4 protein-coding genes and 2 pseudogenes are annotated in these 3,410 nt (G+C 65.0%); 2 read left to right on the top strand and 4 right to left on the bottom strand.

What is annotated here, in order from left to right; translation table 11 throughout:
• The 4 genes and pseudogenes from RHBS_RS25835 to RHBS_RS25820 form a co-directional block, all read right to left on the bottom strand.
• A pseudogene (locus RHBS_RS25835) lies at positions 1-199 on the bottom strand (hypothetical protein); the annotation flags it as partial.
• Positions 200-367: 168 nt separating this feature from the next.
• Positions 368-1,069 carry a type 1 glutamine amidotransferase domain-containing protein gene (locus RHBS_RS25830; RefSeq protein WP_121871400.1) on the bottom strand — a complete coding sequence of 234 codons (702 nt, stop codon included), beginning with the start codon at positions 1,067-1,069 and terminating at the stop codon, positions 368-370.
• A gap of 69 nt (positions 1,070-1,138) precedes the next feature.
• Positions 1,139-1,429: a hypothetical protein gene (locus tag RHBS_RS25825; RefSeq protein WP_121871401.1), complete on the bottom strand. Its 291-nt coding sequence runs from the start codon at positions 1,427-1,429 to the stop codon at positions 1,139-1,141.
• Between the two features lie 41 nt (positions 1,430-1,470).
• Positions 1,471-2,234: pseudogene (locus tag RHBS_RS25820) on the bottom strand (putative protein N(5)-glutamine methyltransferase).
• 111 nt (positions 2,235-2,345) lie between these two features.
• On the opposite strand from RHBS_RS25820, the gene RHBS_RS25815 reads away from it, so the two are divergent.
• Together RHBS_RS25815 and RHBS_RS25810 are read left to right on the top strand one after the other, a co-directional pair.
• A complete protein-coding gene (locus tag RHBS_RS25815; protein ID WP_237669728.1) occupies positions 2,346-2,699 on the top strand; it encodes an MmcQ/YjbR family DNA-binding protein in 354 nt (117 codons plus the stop codon).
• Between the two features lie 52 nt (positions 2,700-2,751).
• On the top strand, positions 2,752-3,410 hold a 659-nt coding region (locus tag RHBS_RS25810; RefSeq protein ID WP_145977612.1), incomplete at its 3' end, for a pentapeptide repeat-containing protein.

Raw genomic sequence — 3,410 nt, 5'->3', positions numbered from 1 at the left:
CGCGCGGCGCGTGGCCTTGATGACAGCGGCCGGGCGACCGTCCGCGAGGCGTCCCCATCTGCACGATCGTGGCGAGGACTCCGTACGCGGCGTATCGGTCTTCGAGACGCGGCGCGACGAGCAGCGTGCCGTCGTTGCTCGCCTTCGCGGCGTCGACGGCGGCACGCGCTGCCTCGTCGAGATCTACGGGCACCACCATGCCGGGCAGGACGATCGGATCGGTCAGGAACAGTACGGGGACACGAACGGTTTCGGTCACTTCTCCTCCAAAGGATTGAGCTACAGGGGCTCAACTTCGAAAGCAGTAGTGATGTTCCCGTCGATGTCCGTTGTTCTCCGTGGGCAGAAATCCGACCGCCCTCTCCGGCTACTTCAGTGCGCTGGCCAGCTTCTCCGCGAGGGGACGCGTCGATGCCGGGTTCTGACCGGTGTACAGATTTCGGTCGACGACGACGTTAGGTGCCCACGCGTCGGTGGAGTCGAACTTCGCGCCGTTCTCGCGCAACCGGGCCTCGAGCAACCACGGAGCCTTCTCGGCGAGACCGGCCTGGGTCTCCTCTTCGTCGGTGAATCCGGTGAGCTCGTACCCGTCGAACGCCCAGGTTCCGTCGCTGCGGACGGCGGGGAGCAGGGCGGCAGGCGCGTGGCACACCGCGGAGACGACCTTGTTCGAGTCGAGGAAGTCGACCACCAGCGCCCCGAAGCTCTCGGAGACGGCGAGATCTTCCATCGGCCCGTGACCACCGGGCACGAAGACGACGTCGAAGTCGGACGCCTTCTGGTCCTCCAGCTTTGCGGGCGAGGACAGGATCGACTCGATCGAGGCGAGGTAGCTCTTCTGATCCGCCACCTTCTCCTCGTCGCCGCCGTTGGCATCGACGGCCAAGCTGCCCTCGTCGACGACCGGAGCCTTACCGCCCGGCGTCGCAACCGTGATGTCCCAGCCTGCGTCGACGAACGTGCGATGGGACTCGACGAGCTCCTCGGCCCAGTACCCGGTGGGGTGCTTCGTGCCGTCGTTCAGGGTCCAGTGGTCGGCAGCGGTGACTGCGAACAGCAAGGTCGTCATAGTTTGCCTCTTTACGTGCGTAGGGGGGTTTCCATGTGCATGCCACGCAGACGCACGATCGAAACCGGGTCAGGTCGGTACAGGACCGAATCCGCGGTAGGGAGCGAGCGGAATCAGCGTGAACTCGGACAGCCCGGACGACGCCATCGGCAGTGCGTCGATCGTGGATTGCGCGTCGGACGCACTCTCGGCCTCGATGACGAAAGCAGCGCCCGCCACGTCACCACGGAGCCAGATCTGACGCACGACCCCATCCGCATACAGCGTCCGAACCGCATCGGTCTCGTTCGGCAGCACTGCCGCAAAATCCTCGTCCGAGTACTGCTCGACGCGGCGGCGACTCAACACCAAGAACTGCATATGTCCCCCTCTGTTCGAGTTTTTCGATGATGTGCGGATCGTTACTCGACGATCGAACCGATCACCACGACGGCGTCGAGTGTCTCGGATTCACTGATGGTGGCCGTGAACCCGGCCTCGACGAAGGCTTCGAGCGTCGAATTCGCCAGCAGGGCACTGGTTTCGATGAGCAGTCGACCTTCCGGAGCCAACCACTGGTTGCTTCCGCGGCAACCCGCCGATGAAGACCGGCACCGTCCGCGCCGCCGTCGAGCGCGATGCGCGGCTCGTGGATACGCGCCTCTCCCGGCATCAGTGCGATGTCGGCCGTAGGGACGTAGGGAGCGTTGACGACGATAGCGTCGAATCGGCCGTGCAGGTTCGGCGGCAACGCGTCGTACAGGTCACCGCTATACACCGTCCCCCCGACGGAATCCAGGTTGCGCCTGGCACACCCGACGGCTGCATCGTCGATATCCGCGGCATACAACTCGGCGACTCCCGTGACCGACATGCCGATCGCCCCGGAACCACAACACAGGTCGAGTAACGTCGAAGGGTGCAGTGCTGCTGCACATTCGACGAGAAATTCGGTGCGGCGACGCGGTACGAACACGCCCTGCGCGACGGCGATGCGTCGACCACAGAACCACACCCAACCAACGACGTGCTCGAGCGGTTCACCGGCGATGCGACGCCCCAGTAGCTCCGTCAACTCCGCCGAGTTCGAGGCGGACTCGATGAGAATCTCGGCTTCCTCCTCGGCGAACACGCACCCGGCAGCGCGTAGCGAGGTCACCACCTCGTCGAACTCGAGTTGCGCCATGGACGGTGCCTCCTGGAATTCGTGCGCCCTAGCTGCCCCCTGAAATACTGTAGCGCGGTATGTCGCAGGAGAGGAGAGTCCGATGAACTGGAGAACCACAATCCGTCGGATGTGCCTGGCGCTGCCCGAGACCTACGAGGAGCGAGCTGGGTCGGTACGCGCTGGCGGGTACGGGGCCGCACCTTCGCCCACGTGCTCGACATTCTCGACGGAACCCCGCCGGCATTCGCGCAGGCAGCAGGCACCGACGGCCCGGCCCACATTCTCATCTTCCGTTCCAGCGGAATCGAACTCGACGCGCTGTCCACGCGACACGGCTTCTTCGCCCCCGGCTGGGGTCCGCAGATCATCGGCTTGGTGCTGGACGAGACAGTGGACCGCGTCGAGCTGGGCGAGCTGATCACCGACAGCTACTGCAACCGGGCTCCGCAGAAACTCATCGCACTGCTCGACCTACCGGAGTGAACGCGAGGAATCTCGTTTGACGCTGCCACGCGCCCCGGGACAGAGTGGACGCATGCGTGCGCCCGAGAACTTGCTGGCCGATTGCGGCAGTTGTTTCGGACTCTGTTGCGTCGCTCTGCCCTTCGCGAAGTCCTCGGACTTCGCCGTCGACAAGGCCGCCGGTGAGCCGTGCCGCAATCTTCGGCAGGACTCGCGGTGCGGCATTCATTCGACGCTGCGGGAGAGGGGCTTTCCCGGGTGCACGGTGTACGACTGCTTCGGTGCGGGCCAGAAGGTGTCGCAGTCCACGTTCGCCGGACGGGACTGGCGGCAGCAGCCGTCGAACTCGTCGGAGATGTTCGCGGTGTTCCCGATCATGCGTGATGTGCACGAGTTGCTCTGGTACCTGGCGGACGCGCGTGACCGGGATTCGGCCGCGACACTGCACGATCCACTGTCCGGCGAATACGCAGAACTGGAGGCGCTGACCGAGTCGGTGCCAGAAGTTCTACTGTCGGTCGACGTCTCCGGTCTGCGTTCACGGATCAACGAGTTGCTGCTCGAGGCAAGCGATCTGGTTCGAGCCGAAGTGAGGGGCAAGAAGAAGAACTACCGCGGCCGCGACATGATCGGCGCGCAACTGGCCGGCGCGGATCTGCGCGGCGCGAGCCTGCGCGGCACGTACTTCATCGGTGCCACCCTGCGTGGCGCCGACCTGCGCCTGGCGGACCA

Origin of the sequence: Rhodococcus sp. BS-15, assembly GCF_000813105.1 — a bacterium.
Lineage (GTDB): Bacteria > Actinomycetota > Actinomycetes > Mycobacteriales > Mycobacteriaceae > Rhodococcoides.
This window is presented reverse-complemented; position numbering and strand designations above follow the sequence as displayed.

Excerpts from the sequence above, each read along its gene's own strand:
- RHBS_RS25830 (WP_121871400.1), bottom strand. The coding sequence starts at position 1,069 with ATGACGACCTTGCTGTTCGCAGTCACCGCTGCCGACCACTGGACCCTG.
- RHBS_RS25825 (WP_121871401.1), bottom strand. The coding sequence starts at position 1,429 with ATGCAGTTCTTGGTGTTGAGTCGCCGCCGCGTCGAGCAGTACTCGGAC.